The organism is Blautia marasmi (assembly GCF_900258535.1).
Taxonomy (GTDB): domain Bacteria; phylum Bacillota; class Clostridia; order Lachnospirales; family Lachnospiraceae; genus Blautia; species Blautia hominis.
On the sequence record NZ_OIWX01000001.1, the window covers coordinates 3913969 to 3933499 of the forward strand.

The following is a 19531-nucleotide window of genomic DNA, read 5'->3' on the forward strand; positions in this document are numbered from 1 at the left end:
ATGAAGTTAACAGTCATTGGCGGATGCGGTTCACGCAGCCTGATGCTGGCAAAATGTCTGGCACAGCAGGCGGAAGACCTTGGCATAACAGAAGTCGTTTTTATGGATACGGATAAAGAACGGGTCAGAGTTTTTGGCTCTATGGTAAAGGAGGTCTTTGCCAGGACAGCGCCTTTCGTACATTATGTGTGTACAGCAGATGAAAAAGAGGCTGTGCAGAAGGCGGATTTTATCATCACCACCATCCGTGCAGGAAAAGAGGAGAGCCGTATCATTGACGAGCGGGTGGCACTGAAGCATGGGGTGATAGGACAGGAGACAACCGGAGTGGGCGGGTTTGCCATGGCTCTTCGTTCCATTCCCACACTGCTGCATTATTGTGAATTGATCCAAAGATATGCAGATCCAAATGTGATGGTATTTAATTTTACCAATCCGGCAGGGCTAGTGACACAGGCTTTAAGGGACCAGGGATATTCTTTTGTATATGGAATCTGTGATGCTCCCTCCGGGTTTCTGCGGCAGGTGGCTGGGCTTTACAAGGCTGAGGTTTCGGATTTTCAGGTGCATCTCATAGGTCTGAACCATTTATCTTATTTTACCAGTGTTAATAAAGATAACAGGGAGATGCTTCCGGAGATTTTAAAGGATCCCAGACTTTATGAGCAGACAGACATGCGGTATTTTGAACCGAAGCTGGCGCAGCACATAGGATGTATGCTCAACGAATATCTCTATTATTTTTACTACAGGGAGAAAGCGCTGCAGAATATACAGAAGACAGATGAGACCAGGGGCGAGAGGATCAAAAGGATCAATGACTGTATGCTGCAGGAATTGGGCAGGTATGATGCCCGAAAAGATTTTGACAAAATGCTGAAAATATATAGTGATTATACATATATGCGGGAGAGTAATTATATGCAGGGTGAGACATCCGTGGCCAGAGATGATGCCTGTATTCCAAGATTTGATCTGAATACAAAGGATGAAGGCGGATATGCAGGTGTTGCCCTGGCACTTATGCGGGCAAAGATCACAGGGGAAGAGGGGGAGATGATTCTATGTATGCCGAACCAGGGGACTGTGGACTGGCTGAAGGATACGGATGTGATCGAAGTATCCTGCCGTATTTCAAAAGCGGGGGCTTTTCCGAAATCCGGACCCTATACACTCCCCCAAAGCGCAAAGCAGCTCATCAGTGCAGTCAAGTATTATGAGAGGACAGCCGCGCAGGCCATAGTGGAACACAATGCGGAGAAGGCTATAGATGCCCTTATGGTGAACCCTCTGGTGAATTCCTATTCTCTGGCGGAAGAGCTGCTCAGGGAGTATCTTGAGATTTACGAGGAGTATACAGGAGGGTGGAAGGTATGAACAGTGTAGGGGGATTTGGAATCGCCAATGTGGATATTATTTTCGGAAATGCCCGCAGAATGCCGAAGCTTGGGGAAGAGGTATACAGCGAGAGCTGTTCCAAACAGCTTGGGGGCGGAGCGGTGGCTACTCTTATCCAGTTGTCCAGGCTTGGCGTACCTGTAAAGCTGGCAACTTATATCGGAGATGGTCCATTAAGCAGATATCTGGTGAAAGAGCTGGAGAAAGACAAGATTGAATACAACAATATGCTCTCTACTGATGAGGAGGATCCGGTAACTCTAAGCTGTGTGGTATCCTGCAGGCAGGACCGGGGAATTATCTCATATAAGCCAAAGGAAGCAGCGTTCGCGGTGGATAAAAAGAAAATATATGAGTTTTATGAAGGCTGCCGGATTGCATTTCTCTCCTTGGAACAGAAGGAGTTGTGTAAGCCTTTGAAGGAGGCAGGATGTACCATTGTCTTAGATTCCGCATGGAGTGATATGCTGAGCATGGAATGGTATTATGATGCTTTTCCGTATGTGGATTATTTTATTCCCAATTCTATGGAAGCTATGAAAATAACCAGGACGGATACTCCGGCACAGGCATTGGAAAGGCTGTCTGAGCATTTGAAAAAGCCTATTGTGAAAAATGGAAACGCGGGATGCCTGTATAAAGAAAACAAAGAGTTTCATATCATAGATCCACTCCCGGTGAGGCATGTGGACTCCACCGGAGCAGGGGATGCTTTTGCCGCCGGCTTTATGTACGGGTTGTATTACGGATATGATCTTGGGGACTGTATCCGGTTTGGAAATATCACGGGGGGGAATGCCGTGACAGAAATGGGTTGTCTGTCTGCGGTGATGGATGAGGAGAAGCTGCTAAAATATTTTTATGAGATATATGGCAGAGAGAAAAAGATTAGTTAAGAGAATTTCATACAGGTATGCTGCCGGTTCTGTATCGTTTGGTACAGGACCGGCATTTTGTTTGCCCGTCATGGGCAGGCTCTAACGGGCGAAGTCCCGGCTCGATTTTGCTGCATTGGGAAAGTCACAAAACCGACAAATGGGGTCATAAAAAACATAGCCGAAACAGTGGGAAAATGTTACTCTTTAAAAAAGAAAATGCTACCCCGCCATCGGCGGCGGAGAAGGAGGACGACAGATTGAGCCAGTGGATTTGGAGATTCGGAGAGTTTGAAATATATCACAGTCTTATGCTGCATAACAGGAGACAGCAGTATGGGTATCCGGAGCCGGTCGTATGGAAAATGTACGCACCGGAGCCTGTGGTCCAGTTCAGAAAGACTGTGACTACAAAGGGGGGAATGATCCGGATTCGGGCGTGTGGGAATTTTTCCGTCACGGTGGTAAGGACAGGGGATAAAGGGAGCTTCGGAGGCGTGAAAAAATACGGAGGCAGTAGTGTCATTGAACTGGAACCGGGAGCTGTGGAGATCACCATTCGCACAGCCAATACAGAGTCCTTTCCCTGCATTTATGTGGAGGGTGCGGTGGAAAGTGATGAAACCTGGATGGCCGATGACATGAGTCAGGACTGGTCAGCTGTGGGGACAAATGCCATGTTTACAGATGCGGGAAAAACACCGGAAATATTTCCTTTTTCCTATGAAAAGATATATTATCAACAGAGAGAAGTGCTGGAAGACGGCGTACTCTTTGATTTTGGGAGAGAGACCTTTGCGGCAGCCGAATTTTTCGGGTTAAAGGACAAGGCGGTGCGTGTGCAATGGGGAGAATCCAGGGAGGAGGCACTGGACAGGGAATGGAGTGTGATACGTTTTGACAGACAGCCTGTTGACGGAAGACTTTCTTTTGAACCGTACGCGTTCCGCTATGTTTTTGTCAGCGACAAGAATGCGGAGGCACAGGCAGAGTATGAATATCTGCCCCTTGCGTACCGAGGGAGCTTTCACTGCAGCGATGAGGTCCTGAACCGGGTATGGGATACCGCGGCATACACGTTTCATCTGAACTGCAGAGAGTTTTTTCTGGATGGGATCAAAAGGGACAGGTGGGTGTGGGCAGCAGATGCTTACCAGTGTCTGTTTGTAAACCGTTATCTCTTTTGGGATCAGGATCTGGAGAGACGGACCCTGACTGCGCTGGGCGGAAAGGACCCGTTCAAGGTACATATTAATAACATTATGGACTATAGTTTTTTCTGGATCATCAGTCTGTATGAATATTACTGCACCTATGGAGACAGAAAATTCATGGAGCAGATCAGACCTCAGATGGAGCATGTGATGGCATTTTGCAGAAGCAGGACGGATCGTGACGGATTTATGAGGGGAAGGCCCGGGGACTGGATATTCATTGACTGGGCGCCCATGGACAAGACCGGGGCAGTCTGCGCTGAACAGATTCTGTATGCGAAAGCCATGGAATGTTTTGGGAAGATCCTGCAGGTGTTGGACGGAGAAGACAGAGGATATCTGAAGCTGGCAAAGGAGGTGCAGGACGCGGTTTTTGCGCATTTTTATGATCAGCAGAAGGGTGTGTTTACAGACAGTTATGAGTCGGGAGAGAATAGGGTAACACGCCAGACGAATATTCTGGCTTATCTGTTTCTGCCCTGTACAGAGGAACAGAAGAGAGATATTTATACCCACGTGATCCTGAACGAAAAAGTGCCTCAGATCACCACACCTTATTTCAAATTTTATGAAAATCAGGTACACTGTATGGAGGGGAACACAGGTATTCTGGAGCAGTCCATCCGTACCTATTACGGAAGTATGCTGGAGACCGGCGCAACCACCCTGTATGAGGAATATGACCCGAATATGCGGGGAACAGAGCATTATGCCATGTATGGAAATCCTTATGAAAAATCCCTATGCCATGCATGGAGTGCAAGTCCGGTTTATCTGCTGGGAAATTACCGGCTGGGTGTGCAGAATACGGGTATTGCCTATGATACATTTGCAGTGCGGCCGGATCTGGGAGGACTTGCATCCTTTTCCGGGACGGTCCCTGTGGGAAAGGGCCATGTTTCGGTATCCATGGACAGCGGGGAGGTACGGGTGACATCCACGGTGCCGGGAGGCATTCTGCAGGTCTTTGGAAGGGAGATATCCCTGGAACCGGGAAAGGAAGTTATTGTGAAAAAAGAGAGCGGAAAGAAAGGGAGAACAGAGTAGATATGAGACAGGAAGAATTACAGGATCTGTTAAACGGTATGTCACTGCAGGAGAAAATTGACCAGATGCTGCAGCTGACCGGGGATTTTTATGAGGATGCGGACAGTGTCATGACAGGGCCGGCAGGGGAACTGGGAGTCACAGAGGAGGATATCCGTATGGCAGGTTCTATTCTGGGGACTGCCGGAGCGAAGACGCTGAAACGTATACAGAAAAATTACATGGAGAAGCAGCCCCATCACATTCCCATGCTTTTCATGATGGATGTGATCCACGGCATGAAAACCATATTCCCGATTCCTTTGGGACAGGGGGCTACCTTTGAGCCGGAATTGTCAAGAAAATGTGCACAGGCAGCAGCAAAGGAAGCGGCGGTGTCAGGGCTTCATGTGACATTTGCGCCTATGGCGGACCTGGTCCGGGATGCCAGATGGGGGCGTGTGATGGAATCCACAGGTGAGGACACTTATCTGAATGGTCTCTTTGCAGCAGCCATGGTGAAAGGATTTCAGGGGGATGACCTGAGCAGTCCGGAGCAGGTGGCTGCCTGCGTAAAGCATTTTGCAGCGTACGGCGCGGCTCAGGCGGGAAGAGATTACAATACGGTGGAGCTTTCCGAACATACACTGAGAGAGTATTATCTGCCTGCCTACAAAGCGGGGATTGACGCAGGGGCAGCTTTGGTCATGACCTCCTTCAACACAGTGAACGGAATTCCTGCCAGTACAAATGAATGGCTGATGCGTCATATCCTCAGGGATGAGATGGGGTTTGACGGCGTGTTGATCTCGGATTTTTCTGCGATTCTGGAGACGGTTGCCCACGGCTATGCAAAAGACAGCCGGGAGGCAGCAGTAAAAGCGCTGGAGGCCGGTGTGGATATTGATATGATGACAAATGTGTATGCTGCGAATCTGAAAAAACTGGCGGAGGAGGGAAGCGTGCTCATATCCCTCATCGACCAATGCGTTATGCGGATATTGGAGCTGAAAAACAAACTTGGGCTGTTTGAAAATCCATATAAAGGTGCTGACGAAGAGAAGGAAAAAGAAGTGATCCTGTGTAAAGAACACCGTGCACTTGCAAGAGAAGCGGCTGCAAAATCCTTTGTCCTGCTGAAAAATGACGGCATTCTGCCCTTGGATATGGAGAAAAGGACTGCCTTTATCGGGCCTTTTACAGATGACAAACAGATAAAGAGCAGCTGGTCCTTTACCGGTGATGATAAGGATTGTGTGACCATAAAGGAAGCAGCTGAAAACGTGTTTGACAGCAGACGCACCACATATCTGAAAGGGGCTCCGGTCATCGGTGCGGACAGCAGGCTCATTGGGTTTAAGCTGGCAGGTTTTCAGGAGGATGCTCCCAAAGAAATCACGGCAGAAGAGGAGAGACAGATGCTCTGTGAGGCTATAGAGGCGGCCGAAAAAGCGGATGTTGTCATCATGCCTTTGGGGGAACATTACCTGCAGAGCGGAGAAGCTACCAGCCGCGGGGAGATCACTGTTCCGGAGGTACAGATGGAACTTTTCAGGGCAGTCCGGGCTGTGAACCCGAATATTGTGGTGGTTCTGTTCAATGGCCGTCCCCTGGATATCCGGGAGATTAGCAAAACAGCCAGAGCCGTGCTGGAAGTATGGCGTCCGGGCACGGAGGGAGGAAATGCCATTGTGGATGTGCTGACGGGAAAAGCAGATCCTTCCGGTAAACTGCCTATGAGTTTCCCTTATTGTGTGGGGCAGGTGCCGGTGCACTACAATGAATTTTTCACGGGAAGACCCAACCGCAAAGGCATGCAGGAGCGCTTTCGTTCCAGATATATAGATATTCCCAATGCGCCCCTGTATCCTTTCGGATATGGACTGAGCTATACGGATTTCTCTGTATCTTCGGTCACCCTGGATAAAAAGGAGATGGGACCTGAGGACACCATTCGGGCAGGTGTGAAAATCAGAAATACGGGGACAAGAAGAGGAACAGAGACCGTACAGCTATATTTGAGAGATACAGCGGCAAGTGTGGTGCGCCCGGTCAGGGAGCTAAAAGGATTTGAAAAGGTGACGCTGGAGCCTGGAGAGGAGCGGGAGATCGTGTTTACGATTGACGAGTCCATGCTGCGTTTCCATACAGAGAAAAATGGCTTTGCCAGCGAAACGGGAGATTTTCTGGTGTTTATCGGAACAGACAGCACGACGGAAAATCAGGCGCATTTTTGTCTTTGCAGATAGATAGGATATACATGATCGCCATAGATACTGACGGATAAGCCGGGCAGTGTCTATGGCTCCTTTGCATTTATTAAATAAGGGGGAACACCATGAAAAAAGGGCACAGGACCTTATATCTTAACAGAACCATACTTTTGATCATGATGATAGGCTATCTGGCCCTGTTGATCCTTATGCTGTGTATGGATTGGTACCTTATCGGGGACTATCAGAGAAAGAACAGGGAACAGGAGAAGGGGCTTCTCCATGCTTATGTGGAGAACACGGAAGCTGCCATGGATAAGGTGGACAAGCTCATCTATGATATCTATTCTTTTGACGACAATTTCGACAATCTGAGCCGTGTGCAGCCGGATGTTCTGGAATATGGGGATGCCTGGGAACTGAAGGAGACCATGAACCAGAAAATGCTGATCGAGGAGAATCTGCACGGCTATTACATTTTTTACGGGGGCAGGACAAAACCTTGGTACAACGTAAATACAGAACGAATCGCACCGGAAAAGGCGCCGGTTCTGAGGAATCTGCTCTCACAGCTTCTGAACAGAGATCTGAACACGCCCAACAGCAGGGAGAGCCAGATGCGGAGCTGGGTGACGGTGTCCGCAGACGATGAGGTCTGTCTGGCCATCAGCTGCGAGAAGGGAAAGGTAGCACTGTACGGACTGCACAGTCTGGGGAAAATTGAAAATACAGTGCAGGAAGGTGCGGAAAAAAAGCCGGACGTGATGATACTGGAAGATGGTATTATTCTGAAGAATAAGGAGCTGGCAAAACAGTTGGATCTGCTGGGCAAAGTGCAGGATTCCACGGAAGAATATACGGCGCGCATCGGATCGTACCAGGTTTACGGGCAGCGGATCAGAAATACCAGTCTCTGGATCTTTACGGCTTATGAAACGAATCTTTGGAGTGTGATGAATGTACAGCAGCTTTTGCTGCTCATTGTCACCATGTTATCGGTTTTGGCTGTCTGGGCGCTGTACAGGTTCACGAAGAGACAGGTGCTCACCCCCATCCGCAGACTGACAGGCATCATGGATGAGATCAGGGCGGGGGAGACTAAAACAGTGCCGGATATGGACGCGCGTTTTTATGAGATCAGACAGATCAATGACACATTGTCCCAGATGGTGCAGGCATTGGAGCAGCAGCGGGTAAAGACCGTGGAGGAGGCGGTGGAGAAGCAGAAAGCACAGATGCAGTATCTCCAGCTTCAGCTAAAGCCCCATTTTTATCTGAACGGGCTGAAAACACTCAATGCATTGGTGCTGGAGAAAGAGACGGACAAGATGCAGGAGCTGATCTTGAACCTATCCAAACACATCCGCTATCTTCTGCAGGTGGACAGGGAGACCGTGGCGCTGAAAGCGGAAATTGCGTTTGTAAAGAACTATGTGGACCTGCAGAAGCATGTGACAGGGCGTCAGGTTTTCTGCGAAGTGCAGGCTCCAAAGGAGACGGAGGACTGGATGGTGCCTGTGCTCTGCATCCAGACCTTTGTGGAGAACAGTGTGAAATATGCCAGATTCGGAAGCGTGCAGGTACCTCTGGAGATTTTGGTCACAGCGGATGTGCTTGTGACGGAGGAGGGGCGTTTTCTGGACTTGAATATCCAGGACAACGGGCAGGGATATCCGGAGGAAATTCTGGAGGAGATCAACAAAAATACAGATAAAGGGAGCCGCAGTGTGGGAATCAACAACATAAAACGGCGCTGCAGGCTTTTATATGGGGAGAGAGCGGAGTATTATTTTACCAACCGGGACGGAGCCATGAGTGAATTAATATTGCCGGAGGAGAAGAAAAACAATGAATGTATTATTAGTGGATGATCAGAAAGCAATTGTGGAGAGTCTGAAAAAGGGAATTCACTGGGAGAATCTGCCTGTGAGACAGGTTTATACTGCCTGCAGTGCCAAGGAGGCCAAGCTGGTCCTACGGAATTTTGAGGTGGATGTGCTGGTCAGCGATATTGAGATGCCGGAGGAAAACGGTCTTTCCCTGTGCAGATGGGCGAAGGAACAGTTTCAGGAGATTGAGTGTATTTTTCTCACCTCCCATGCGGATTTTGCCTACGCGAAGGAGGCCATAGCCATGGGCGGGTTCGACTATGTATTGCAGCCTGTAAAATACCGGGAAGTGGAGGCGGTACTTTTAAAAGCATGGGATAAGATCAGCAGCAGGAAGAAACTGCGCCGCCTGGAAAACACTAGAAAACTGGTCATAGAACAGAGAAACACCATTCTGGATGCCATGCTGTCTAAAATGCTGCGGGACAAGGGGGAGGAGGCTGATCAGATCTACCGGCATTTTGCAGAGATGTTCCGTATGGAGTATGACAACTGCACGGTACATCCCGTTCTTGTACAGATTCTGAAGTGGAAACGGCTTTCAGATACCTGGGAGGAAAATCTGGTCCGCATGACACTCTGCAATATTGCGGAGGAACTGTTTGCGGACCGGGATGTTCGGGCAGGGATCTCCTGTCTCAGGGAGGACCGATACTGGCTGTTTCTGGTGGCAGAGAAAGGGGCAGTGGGGGATGATCTGTGGCACAGAAGGCTGAAAGAATTTTATTCTTTTGTCAATGAAAATATGGATTTTTCTGTTGGCGTATACCCGATCGCAGAGCTTGAGGAGGATCTTACTTTCAGCCAGGTATTCGGACGTCTGGGCAGACGGGCGGAGGGGAATAAAGAGAAAAAGCCGGGGATTTACTGGGAGGATGTGGAGACCGTGGGACACGCGGAGGAAACCAATCCCATTGATACCGCTGTGTCATATATCAGGAAAAATCTCAGCAAGAACATTTCCAGAGCCGAGGTGGCAGAGCTGGTGCACTTAAATGAAGAGTATTTTTCCAGGCTGTTCAGACAGGAGACAGGGGATACCTTTAAGGATTTTGTACTGCTGGAAAAGATGAAAGCAGCCAAAAAACTTTTGGCAGAGACCCATCTGTCTGTCAGCATTGTAGCATCCAAGGTGGGGTATGACAATTTCTCACACTTTTCCAAAATGTTCAAGAAAATGACAGAGGTGACGCCCCAGGAATACAGAAAGGACAGACAGAAGCGGTAAGTCACAAAAGCGACAGAACCCCTCATGAAAGTGGCAGAAATTTGGCAGGACTATGGCAGAGGCCATGCCGGACATCACAAAAGGACCAATTTTCATCATGAAACTTGCAGAGAAAAACTGCACTCCCGGATAAAATAAAGATATCATAAAGCTTGTCAAAGGACAGGAAAAAGAAAAGGAATGGAGGATGTTTGAAATGAGAAAAAACATCAGAAGAACAGCAGCAGTAGTCAGCGCAGCCGCTATGGCATTATCCCTGACAGCCTGCGGAGGGGGAGACGAAGGCTCCGCTTCAAAAGAATCCGGGAAAGATGGAGTAAAAAGTGTAAATGTGCATATCCCCACTGTATATGACCTGCCGGATGCCCAAAAGGTGGAGGATGAGATCAACAAAATCACAGAAGAAAAATATAAGATCCACCTGGATCTGAATTTCATTACAACAGGCAACTGGCTGCAGCAGTCCAATCTTCTCTTTACCGGCGATGAGGCGGACGTGATCGCTGTGTACTCCACACCCCTGACTACATATGTAAAGAACGGACAGCTTGTGGATCTGACGGAATATTATGAGAACGCATCCCCGGAATTTAAAGACGTATGGTCTGAGGATGAGATGAAAGGCACAACGGTCAACAATAAGATCTATGCAGTGCCTAATATGAGAAATTTCGGTAATTATTTTGGGCTGAATATTGACTCGGAGATTGCAGCAGAATTCGGTATTGAGGAGGGACAGGAGCTGACCATGGAAGATGTGGATGCTTTCTTGAGGGCAGCCCATGAAAAATATCCTGACCGCTACGCGCTGGCCCCTCAGGGAACCGACACCATTATCGGACAGTGGAGCTGGGACGGCCTTGGCGACAGTAAATATATCGGCGTTCTTCCGGAATGCGGACAGACTACAGAGGTTCAGAATCTGTTTGACACAGAGGATTTCCGGGAATTTTGTACTTGGACGCGTGCCTGGTATAAGGACGGTCTGATCATGCAGGATATCCTCAGCAATACACAACCATGGCAGACCATGATCGGCAACAAACAGGCCATTGCCTGCCTTGACAACTATGGCGTAAATGGTCTGAATGGCATGATCCGCACCGTGATCCTGGACAAATGGGCAGTGGCAAACTCTTATTCTGAACTGTGCTACGGTATCAATATGAACTCCAAAGACAAGGATGCCGCATGGGATGTAATGGAGATCCTGTACACAGATGCAGAAGTCTCCGGACTTTTAAACAACGGTATTGAGGGAACCCATTATGTGAAGAATGAGGACGGCACGATCTCTTTCCCGGAAGGCAAGAGTGCTGCTGACTGCGGCTACGGCATGGCGGACGAATACTGGATCACCCCTTACTCCGCAAATAGTATTCCTCTGGATGTAAACGGTGCATCCTTTTTCGATGATCTGCTGAAATTCAATGAAGAGACCATGAAATCCAAAGCCTTTGGATTTGCCTTTGACACCACAGAGGTGGCTGACCAGTATGCTGCCTGCTGCAGTGTTATGGACAAATATTACAAGGCCCTTATGTCGGGAACTGTGGATGTGGAGAGTACTATTGAACAGGCAGACAAGGAGTTTGAAGCAGCCGGCTTAAAGGATATCGTCAAAGTAAAACAGGAACAGCTGGACGCCTTTCTGGCAGGTAAATAGGAGGAGAAACCTATGGCAAAGACAGCGGTAAAACCTGCAGGCGGGCACCAGCGGAAGATGGCAAAGAGAAAAATGACTCTGGCCCTTCTTTCCATGATGCTGCCGGGCTTCATCTACCTGATCATCAATAATTATATTCCCATGGCTGGCCTGGCCATCGCGTTCAAGCGCTTTGATTACAGCAAAGGGATTTGGGGAAGTGACTGGTGTGGTCTGAGTAATTTCACGTACCTTTTTAAGACACAGGATGCCCTGAATATTATCAGAAATACGGTGTGCTACAATCTGGTATTTATTCTGCTGGGAAATCTGCTGGCAGTGGCAGTTGCCATTATGCTGAATTTCCTGCGGGGAAAAATGAACAAAAAAATCTATCAGACAGTTATCCTGATCCCCTATCTGATCTCCATGGTGGTGGTTTCCTACATTGTGTTCGGCTTCCTCAGTCAGGAGAACGGCTTTTTGAATAAACTCATCGTGTCCATGGGCGGGGAGACTATAAGCTGGTACACAGAGGCAAAATATTGGCCCTTTATCCTGGTCATCGTGAACCTGTGGAAGGGGTTTGGATACTCCAGTATCCTCTATTACGCCACAGTTATCGGAATCGATTCAGCACTCTATGAGGCCGCCACTGTGGACGGAGCAGGACGGTGGCGCCAGGTGTGGCACGTGACTCTTCCGGGGCTGAAGGGAACCATCATCACCATGGTGCTTCTGAATATCGGACGCATGTTTTACACGGATTTCGGTCTGTTTTATCAGGTCCCCATGCGCTCCGGGCTTATCTCATCTGTGACAGATACGATTGACGTATTTGTATACAAGGGGCTGACACAGTTAAATGACATAGGCAGGGCATCGGCAGCGGGATTTCTGCAGTCTGTGCTGGGATTTATCCTGGTGCTGACCGTCAACTTTATTGTCCGCAGGGTCGATGAAGAAAACGCGCTGTTCTGAGAAAGGAGGAAATCATGGTCAGTAAAAATAAAACGGGACAGATTGTCCTGAACATCATTTTCATTCTGCTGGCAGTGGCGGCCCTGGCGCCGTTCCTGCTGCTCATATCCTCCTCTCTCACAAGCGAACCGGTGCTTATGAAAGAGGGATACAGCTTTTGGCCGAAGGAGTTCAGCCTGGCATCTTATGCCTATCTGTTCAAAAGCAGTACAAAGATTTTAAGAGGGTATGGGATCACTGTTTTTGTCACAGTGGTGGGTACCGTGTTAAGTGTTTTGATCACTACCCTGTTTGCCTACCCCCTGTCCAGGAAAGAGCTTCCGGGAAGGTATCTGTTCTCCTTCTTTGTATTTTTTACCATGCTGTTTAACGGCGGCCTGGTGCCCACTTACATGATGTGGACGCAGACGTTCCATATTAAGGATACGCTTTTGGCACTTATTTTGCCCGGACTTTTGATGAATGCTTTTTATGTCATTATGATGCGCTCCTTCTTTACGGCAAATATACCGGATGCACTGGTGGAGGCAGCCAGGATTGATGGGGCTGGGGAGTACAAGATCCTGTTCCGGATTGTGATGCCCCTGTCTAAGCCCATGATGGCTACCTTGTCCCTGATGATCGGGCTTGGCTATTGGAATGACTGGATGAACAGCCTTTATTATATTACCAATGAAAAACTGTTCAGTATCCAGGCAATCCTGAATACGATCATCACCAATATCCAGTTCCTCACAAGCGGGCAGAGCGCGGCAGCCTCCAATGTGGATCTGTCACAGCTTCCCAGTGTGGGAATCCGGATGGCGATCGCGGTGATCGGAATCCTTCCGGTGTTATGTATTTATCCGTTCTTCCAGAAATACTTTGTGAAAGGAATCGTTGTGGGGGGCGTGAAAGGTTAAACGGCAAGTGGCTGTTTCGGGCCGCTGCACTTGGGAAACTTAAGTGCAGGTTACTGTTCACTCCGTGTCCAGTAACACGCTTCGCGATGCACAGATATGGAGCATTCTGCCCCATATCGCACTGGCTGCCTCGGGATTTTCATGCTACCGGCATGAAAACGCCTCCCGGTACAGTGGCCTGTGAACAGTAACAAGTGCAGCGGTCTTTTTGTGACACGCTCCGGGTATCTATGGACAGTCCCATGGTTGTGTGTTATCCTTTGAAAGGACTATATTACATAAAAGGATGGGACAAAATATGAAAAAGAATCCGGCGGGAGCATCCCAAACCAGGGATGCTTTCCGCTCAAAATTTGGTTTTATTGTGGCGTGTGTAGGTTCGGCTGTGGGGATGGGAAATATCTGGATGTTTCCTTACCGGACCGGGCAGTACGGCGGTGCTGCTTTTCTGATTCCCTATTTTATCTTTGTGGCGATCCTGGGATTCTCCGGGGTGGTGGGGGAAATGGCCTTTGGGCGTGCCATGAAGACCGGACCTTCGGGAGCGTTCGGCAGTGTGATGGAGATGCGGGGGCTGAAGGGCGGCAGAATGATTGGCATGATACCGGTTCTTGGCTCCCTGGCTATTGGCATAGGCTACTCTGTTGTAGTGGGCTGGTTTCTGCGGTTCTTGTGGGGGTCCCTGTCGGGAACCATGTTCCGCGCCCCGGATGTCTCCGCTTATTTTGGAGAGATAGCAGGTGGATTTGGGAGCGTGGGATGGCATATGGCAGGTCTGGCTGTGACCTTTCTTATTATGGCGTTTGGGGTTTCCAAAGGGACCGAGAAGATGAATAAGGTTATGATGCCCCTGTTTTTTGTTTTCTTTTTGTTTCTCATGGTACGTGTGCTGACGCTGGGAAATGTGGGAGAGGGCTATAAATATCTCTTTGTGCCCAAATGGGAATATCTCGCGCAGCCCAAAACATGGGTGTTTGCTCTTGGGCAGGCATTCTTTTCCCTGTCTCTGGCAGGGTCGGGCACGTTGGTGTACGGCAGTTACCTGTCAAAGGATGTGGATGTGGTGGAGAGTGCCAGAAATGTGGCGTTTTTTGATACCTGTGCCGCTATCCTTGCAGGTCTGGTTGTAATTCCGGCTGTCTTTGCCTTTGGGCTGGATGTGTCCGCGGGACCTCCGCTGATGTTCATTACACTTCCTGAGGTGTTCCGGCAGATGCCATTTGGACAGTTGTTCGCAGTGGTATTTTTTGTGGCTGTACTGTTTGCTGCGGTGACTTCCCTGATGAACTTGTTTGAGACACCCATTGAGGCGCTCCAGGAGCAGTTTGGACTGTCCAGGAAGATGGCAGTCATTTTGGTGGCCTTTGCGGCGGCAGCAGTGGGAATCTTTATCGAGAGTGCTGATATGGTCAGCATGTGGATGGATGTGGTTTCCATTTATATTATCCCTCTCGGCGCGCTCCTGGCCGCAGTGATGTTTTTCTGGGCAGCGCCAAAAGGGTTTGCCAGAGAACAGGTACAGATGGGACGGACAAAAGCCCTTGGAAAATGGTTCGAGCCTGCGACAAAATATCTCTTTGTGGGAATGACTTTTGTTGTATATATTTTAGGGATTTTTTACGGCGGTATTGGCTGATTTATGGGTTTTGCAGGTGAAAGTGAGAAAAGGACTGCTGCGCGGGTGCAGCAGTCCTTTTCTCATTTTCTTTAAAATAACTTAAAAATATGTTGACATTAAAGGAAAAAAGATTAAAATAAACTTAAAAAACTATTTATCAGTTAAGAGCGGAGGAGACTATGCCTGTTAATGTAAATGAAAAAGAAAAAGTGTTTTTGCTGAATACCCCAAAGACTACATATGCCATAGGAGTTGTGGATGATGGATTTCTGGCACATATTTATTATGGTAAGAGACTAAATACATCTGATATACGATATTTGTTAAAAGAAGAAGACCCACCTTATATTCCCGAAAAGAATAAGAGGGAAGAAAATGCCTTTTTGGACCAGCTTCCCATGGAGTATCCGGAGACGGGGATGGGAGATTACAGGGAATCTGCTTTTTGCGTCAGGAATATGGAAGGATTCAGGGCCAGTGAGTTAAAATATGACAGGTATGAGATCCTGAAGGGAAAGCCCGGGCTTGAAGGCCTGCCTGCCACATGGGGAAGCGATGAGGAGTGCACCACCCTTAATATTTTCTGTGTTGATACACTGCTTGATTTAGAAGTGTGTCTTCGGTATACTGTATTTGAGCAGCTGGATGCAGTTACCAGGTCGGTGATCGTGAAAAATAATGGTCATCAAAGTGTATATCTGGAAAAAGTATTCAGCGCATGTCTGGATATGGAAGACAGGGATTTTGAGATGATCGGCCTGTTTGGTTCCTGGGCGAGGGAGCGGCATCTGCAGCGCCGGCCGCTGGGATATGGACGGCAGAATATCAGCTCATTCAAAGGGGAATCCAGTCATCAGGAACATCCTTTTGCAGCTCTTGTGACATCGGATACCACCCAGGAGGCGGGAGAGGTTTACGCAATGAATTTTGTATACTCCGGGAATTTTATGGCTCAGGCAGAGAAAAGTCAGTTTGATTCTGTTCGCCTGACCATGGGAATTCATCCGGAAGGATTTACCTGGAAACTGGATCCGGGAAAATATTTTACGGCACCGGAAGTGGTCATGGTATACTCCTCAGAAGGATTGGGTAAGATGACTCGTACTTTCCATGACCTTTACAGAGACCATTTGATCAGAAGTCCTTATCTCCATAGAGAAAGGCCGATTCTCATTAATAACTGGGAAGCCACTTATTTTGATTTTGATGAAAAGAAGTTAATAGATATTGCCAGGGAGGCATCTCAGCTTGGGATAGAGATGCTGGTTATGGATGACGGCTGGTTTGGGCACAGAAGCAGTGATGACAGTTCTCTGGGGGACTGGCAGGTAAACGAGGAGAAGCTAAAAGGCGGCCTGCATCATCTTGTGGAGGAAGTGAAGAAAACAGGGATGAAATTTGGAATCTGGTTTGAGCCGGAGATGATTTCACCGGATTCCGATCTGTTTAAGAAACATCCGGACTGGGCCATTCAGATACCCGGCCGCCACATTACCCAGAGCCGGGCACAGTATGTTCTGGACCTGTCCAGACAGGAAGTGGTGGATGCGGTTTATAAAATGATGGAAAATGTGTTGAAAAGCGCGGATATTTCCTATGTGAAATGGGACATGAACCGCCAGCTTACCACCATGGGAAGTGTCTGCCTTCCCCCTGACAGGCAGGGAGAACTTTTCCACAGATATATGCTGGGTGTGTATCAGATGCAGGAACGCCTGGTACGGGAATTTCCTGATCTTCTTCTTGAAAATTGTTCCGGCGGAGGTGCCAGATTTGATCCGGGAATGCTTTATTACAGTCCGCAGATATGGTGCTCCGATGATACAGATGCCATAGAGAGGCTGAAGATACAGGAAGGCACCGCCCTTGTATATCCTCTGTCGTGTATGGGGGCCCATGTGAGTGTGTGCCCAAATCATACCGTGGGAAGAAATACGCCTTTTGAGACCCGGGGCAATGTGGCTATGGCAGGAACCTTTGGATATGAGCTTGATATCACGAAACTTTCAGAGGAAGAAAAGGAAATGGTGAGACACCAGACAGCCTCTTATCACAGGTATCATAAACTGATTGCAGAGGGAGATTATTACAGACTGTGTTCTTTTTCGGAAACAGGGGAAGAGGACTGCTGGATGACAGTGAGCAAGGATAAATGCTGGGCGCTTGTTTCTTATGTGTGTGTGCTGGCAAAACCAAATGCGAAGAGCAGGTTTCTGAGATTAAAAGGTCTGGAGCCGGACAGGAAATATGAGGTAAGAGGGAAAATTTATACGGGCAATATTCTCATGAATGCAGGAATTAAAATAGAATCAAGGCAGGGAGATTTCAGAAGTGAACAGATCGAAATTAATGAGCCGGATGGTGAGCCTGTCTGTGACGGATAAAGGAGAACGAGGATGGGGCAGAAAAAAGAAGTGAAATTGGAGGACATATCCAGGGCATTGGGGATCAGTGTTGTTACGGTATCCAATGCACTGAATGGAAAAAAGGGTGTCAGCGATGCCACCAGGGAGAAGATCTTTAATAAAGCTTCAGAACTTGGATATGAGATCAAAAAGGAAGAGAAGCAGAAGAAGAAAGCATATCGCGTGGGTGTTATCGTAGCGGAGAGATATATCAAGGAATTTCCTTCTTTCTATATGGACGTTTATAAACGAGTGGCTCAGGAGACCACCAGAAGGGGGAGTATTACAGTCCTGGAAGTGGTGGATGAGAAAAAAGAAGAGTGCGCAGCGGGGGGAGCCTTTTCGGATGTTTCGGTGGACGGCGTGATCGTGATCGGTCAGCTCTCGGATAAGTATATTGAAATGCTGAAGAATACCTGCAGGGTTCCCCTCGTTTGTGTGGATTATTATGACGTGGACGAGAGGATGGATTATGTTCTGACAGATGGTTACGGTGGTATGGAAGAGATGGTGGAGATGCTGGTGAGGGCAGGATATCGTTCTTTTCAGTTTGTGGGAAATCCACTGGCTACGAGAAATATTATGGACCGGTATATGGGCTACTGCAAAGCTCTTGAGAGAAACAAACTGTCAGATCAGCAGGGCAAAGTGATCAGCGACAGAGAGACTAAGGGATATTACAGATTGGACGTTGAGGTCCCCCAAGAGCTTCCGGAGGTTTTTGTATGCAATTGTGACAAAATTGCCAAGATACTGATTGATAAACTTCAGCAAAGAGGGATTTCTGTTCCGGATGATGTGGGAGTAACGGGATTTGATAATTTCCACCCCCAGACATCTGCAGGTTTGCTCCTGACCACCTATGAAAATGATGAGAAAAGGATAGCGCAGGCCAGTGTTGGTCTTCTTTTCCGCAGAATAGAGGGGAAAAAGGCAGGGGGGATACACATTATAGAAGGAAGACTGATAGAAGGGGACACGGTTAGAAAAGGGGGCCGGTATAAATGGCAGATGTAAGACTGGGTGATATCGCAAAAGAATTGAATATCAGTACGGTGACGGTTTCCAACGCACTGTCCGGGAAAAAGGGCGTCAGTGACAGTCTCAGAGAGAAGATCGTGCAGAAGGCAGAAGAACTCGGATACCGGCGGGGCCAAAGTGAGGAGGAAAAGAAATTCCGGATTGGAGCGCTGGTGTTAGATAAATATGTAGAGATCGGTGCATCCTTTTATTGGGAAATGTATCAGCATGTGGCGTTTCTGGCAGCAAAAAAGCTTGGAACCACCATGATCGAAATTGTGGATAAAGAGAAAGAAGCCAAGGGGGAGATGCCTCAGATGGTGCTTGAAAAAGCAGCAGACGGTTTGCTCATTATCGGTTGGATGAGGCATGATTATGTGCTTAAGCTCATAGAGACATCAGGGATACCTGTGGTATTGCTTGATTTCCAATATAAAGATCTTCCCTGCGATGCTGTGGTTTCGGAAAATTATCTGGGCTCCTATAAGGTGACGAGATATCTGATTGAGCGGGGACACCGTGATATTGGTTTTGTGGGGTCCATTGAAGCCAATGAAAATATTATGGACCGGTATTTCGGGTTCAGGAAGGCTCTGGGAGAGTATGGCTGCCAGTACCGGCAGGAGTGGCTCCTTAAGGACCGTGAGAATTACAGCGGAGATATGCTGAAGCTGGAACTTCCCCGAAAGATGCCCACAGCATTTGTGTGTAATTCGGATTATACGGCAAGTCTGCTTTACGATACATTGATGGAAAACCAATACAGGGTACCGGAAGATGTTTCAATAGTGGCATATGACAATTATCTGTATGGCCATTCCTTTGCGGAGGAACTTACTACCTATAATGTGAATATGGAGAAGATGGCCAGCAGCGCGGTGAAAATCCTCATGGCCAAACTAAGAGGGGATGACCATAGATATGGGGTGTCTCATATAGACAGTGTTGTGGTGGAGAGGAGCAGCGTAAAAAGAATAATATAAAAATAGGGAAAGAGAATCCTGGTGTCCTGATTTTTCAGGGACCAGGATTTTTTTGTGTTTAAAGGAATTTGATTAAGCAAAAACAAGATGAAAAATTAAGCAAATTAAAAAATGGTTTAAGTAAAGGAAAATAG

The 19531-nt window shown here is 48.0% G+C and carries 13 protein-coding genes; all 13 read left to right on the forward strand.

Annotation, left to right across the window (positions count from 1 at the left end):
- The 13 genes from C6P39_RS16935 to C6P39_RS16995 all read left to right on the forward strand — a co-directional run bounded on the left by C6P39_RS16935 (nt 1) and on the right by C6P39_RS16995 (nt 19397).
- Complete coding sequence (locus C6P39_RS16935; protein WP_104804572.1) at nt 1–1377, forward strand: family 4 glycosyl hydrolase; 1377 nt, start codon at nt 1–3, stop codon at nt 1375–1377.
- On the forward strand, nt 1374–2294 hold the full coding sequence (locus tag C6P39_RS16940; RefSeq protein ID WP_104804573.1) for a carbohydrate kinase family protein: 921 nt from the start codon (nt 1374–1376) through the stop codon (nt 2292–2294). The genes C6P39_RS16935 and C6P39_RS16940 overlap by 4 nt, the downstream gene beginning before the upstream one ends.
- Nucleotides 2295–2533: 239 nt before the next feature.
- Nucleotides 2534–4534 carry an alpha-L-rhamnosidase-related protein gene (locus C6P39_RS16945; RefSeq protein WP_158661601.1) on the forward strand — a complete coding sequence of 667 codons (2001 nt, stop codon included), beginning with the start codon at nt 2534–2536 and terminating at the stop codon, nt 4532–4534.
- A gap of 2 nt (nt 4535–4536) precedes the next feature.
- Nucleotides 4537–6762 (forward strand): beta-glucosidase BglX, encoded by a 2226-nt coding sequence (gene bglX / locus C6P39_RS16950; protein ID WP_104804575.1) that lies wholly within the window; start codon nt 4537–4539, stop codon nt 6760–6762.
- Nucleotides 6763–6851: 89 nt separating this feature from the next.
- A complete protein-coding gene (locus C6P39_RS16955; protein WP_104804576.1) occupies nt 6852–8597 on the forward strand; it encodes a sensor histidine kinase in 1746 nt (581 codons plus the stop codon).
- The gene (locus C6P39_RS16960) at nt 8575–9843 is read left to right on the forward strand and encodes a response regulator transcription factor (protein ID WP_104804577.1); all 1269 of its coding nucleotides are present in this window, start codon (nt 8575–8577) and stop codon (nt 9841–9843) included. The genes C6P39_RS16955 and C6P39_RS16960 overlap by 23 nt, the downstream gene beginning before the upstream one ends.
- Nucleotides 9844–10039: 196 nt before the next feature.
- Nucleotides 10040–11509, forward strand: a complete 1470-nt coding sequence (locus tag C6P39_RS16965) for an ABC transporter substrate-binding protein (RefSeq protein ID WP_158661602.1) — start codon at nt 10040–10042, stop codon at nt 11507–11509.
- Nucleotides 11510–11521: 12 nt separating this feature from the next.
- Nucleotides 11522–12469: an ABC transporter permease gene (locus tag C6P39_RS16970; protein WP_104804579.1), complete on the forward strand. Its 948-nt coding sequence runs from the start codon at nt 11522–11524 to the stop codon at nt 12467–12469.
- 14 nt (nt 12470–12483) lie between these two features.
- Nucleotides 12484–13371, forward strand: coding sequence for a carbohydrate ABC transporter permease (locus C6P39_RS16975; RefSeq protein WP_104804580.1), 888 nt, complete (start codon nt 12484–12486; stop codon nt 13369–13371).
- A 298-nt stretch (nt 13372–13669) separates the two neighbouring features.
- The gene (locus tag C6P39_RS16980; RefSeq protein ID WP_104804581.1) at nt 13670–15007 is read left to right on the forward strand and encodes a sodium-dependent transporter; all 1338 of its coding nucleotides are present in this window, start codon (nt 13670–13672) and stop codon (nt 15005–15007) included.
- 161 nt (nt 15008–15168) lie between these two features.
- A complete protein-coding gene (locus tag C6P39_RS16985) occupies nt 15169–17373 on the forward strand; it encodes an alpha-galactosidase (RefSeq protein WP_104804582.1) in 2205 nt (734 codons plus the stop codon).
- A 12-nt stretch (nt 17374–17385) separates the two neighbouring features.
- Complete coding sequence (locus C6P39_RS16990; RefSeq protein ID WP_104804583.1) at nt 17386–18411, forward strand: LacI family DNA-binding transcriptional regulator; 1026 nt, start codon at nt 17386–17388, stop codon at nt 18409–18411.
- Nucleotides 18399–19397: a LacI family DNA-binding transcriptional regulator gene (locus C6P39_RS16995; RefSeq protein WP_104804584.1), complete on the forward strand. Its 999-nt coding sequence runs from the start codon at nt 18399–18401 to the stop codon at nt 19395–19397. The genes C6P39_RS16990 and C6P39_RS16995 overlap by 13 nt, the downstream gene beginning before the upstream one ends.
- Nucleotides 19398–19531: the final 134 nt, after the last annotated feature.

Bases quoted from the DNA above. Each gene is read 5' to 3' on its own strand.
- C6P39_RS16995 (WP_104804584.1), top strand. From the start codon at position 18,399: ATGGCAGATGTAAGACTGGGTGATATCGCAAAAGAATTGAATATCAGT.
- C6P39_RS16985 (WP_104804582.1), top strand. From the start codon at position 15,169: ATGCCTGTTAATGTAAATGAAAAAGAAAAAGTGTTTTTGCTGAATACC.
- C6P39_RS16975 (WP_104804580.1), top strand. From the start codon at position 12,484: ATGGTCAGTAAAAATAAAACGGGACAGATTGTCCTGAACATCATTTTC.
- bglX (WP_104804575.1), top strand. From the start codon at position 4,537: ATGAGACAGGAAGAATTACAGGATCTGTTAAACGGTATGTCACTGCAG.
- C6P39_RS16960 (WP_104804577.1), top strand. From the start codon at position 8,575: ATGAATGTATTATTAGTGGATGATCAGAAAGCAATTGTGGAGAGTCTG.
- C6P39_RS16940 (WP_104804573.1), top strand. From the start codon at position 1,374: ATGAACAGTGTAGGGGGATTTGGAATCGCCAATGTGGATATTATTTTC.
- C6P39_RS16965 (WP_158661602.1), top strand. From the start codon at position 10,040: ATGAGAAAAAACATCAGAAGAACAGCAGCAGTAGTCAGCGCAGCCGCT.
- C6P39_RS16970 (WP_104804579.1), top strand. From the start codon at position 11,522: ATGGCAAAGACAGCGGTAAAACCTGCAGGCGGGCACCAGCGGAAGATG.
- C6P39_RS16935 (WP_104804572.1), top strand. From the start codon at position 1: ATGAAGTTAACAGTCATTGGCGGATGCGGTTCACGCAGCCTGATGCTG.
- C6P39_RS16990 (WP_104804583.1), top strand. From the start codon at position 17,386: ATGGGGCAGAAAAAAGAAGTGAAATTGGAGGACATATCCAGGGCATTG.
- C6P39_RS16980 (WP_104804581.1), top strand. From the start codon at position 13,670: ATGAAAAAGAATCCGGCGGGAGCATCCCAAACCAGGGATGCTTTCCGC.
- C6P39_RS16955 (WP_104804576.1), top strand. From the start codon at position 6,852: ATGAAAAAAGGGCACAGGACCTTATATCTTAACAGAACCATACTTTTG.